Origin of the sequence: Pseudomonas sp. V98_8, assembly GCF_029967975.1 — a bacterium.
Taxonomy (GTDB): Bacteria; Pseudomonadota; Gammaproteobacteria; order Pseudomonadales; family Pseudomonadaceae; genus Aquipseudomonas; species Aquipseudomonas umsongensis.
On the sequence record NZ_JASCAE010000027.1, the window covers coordinates 1 to 512 of the forward strand.

General features: G+C 54.7%; 1 pseudogene. It reads right to left on the reverse strand.

The window, feature by feature from the left end:
• Positions 1 to 178, reverse strand: a pseudogene (locus QLG10_RS07925) (aldehyde dehydrogenase); the annotation flags it as partial.
• Positions 179 to 512: the final 334 nt, after the last annotated feature.

Consider the following 512-nt stretch of genomic DNA (forward strand, 5'->3'; position numbering starts at 1 on the left):
TGTCGATGTCTTCAGCCGTGGAGCGCGGGAATTCGGCAATCGGTTGGCCATTCACTGGCGAGGTATTGGTGAAGTACTGACCTTTGACAGGCGCGACGAACTCGCCGCCGATGTAATTTCCATATTTGCTCTTGAACGAAACGATAGCGCCTTCAGTACCGGGGTGAGCGTAACGCATGATGGTTTCTCCTTGGGTTCTTGTGCTTATAAGGAAGAGGCGCGTGTGCGCTTGCTTTAAGCGTAGAGCAAAGGTCGGGCCACTGCCTTGCAGGTCAGGTAAATCAAGGCCTTGCGCGATTTTTGTCGGACGGGCGGGAGGCGCCTGTGACGCTTTCGGTACGGTCCCTGTGACACTTTGTACCGGTTCTGGCGCAGCCTGTGACTGAGTGGTCTCGCCAGCATTGCAATGCGGCCTGGGCTGGAGGATGCTCAGACGCTGCATCACCTCTGTAGGAGCTGCCGCAGGCTGCGATCTTTTGATTTTGTTTTTAAGATCAAGATCAAAAGATCGC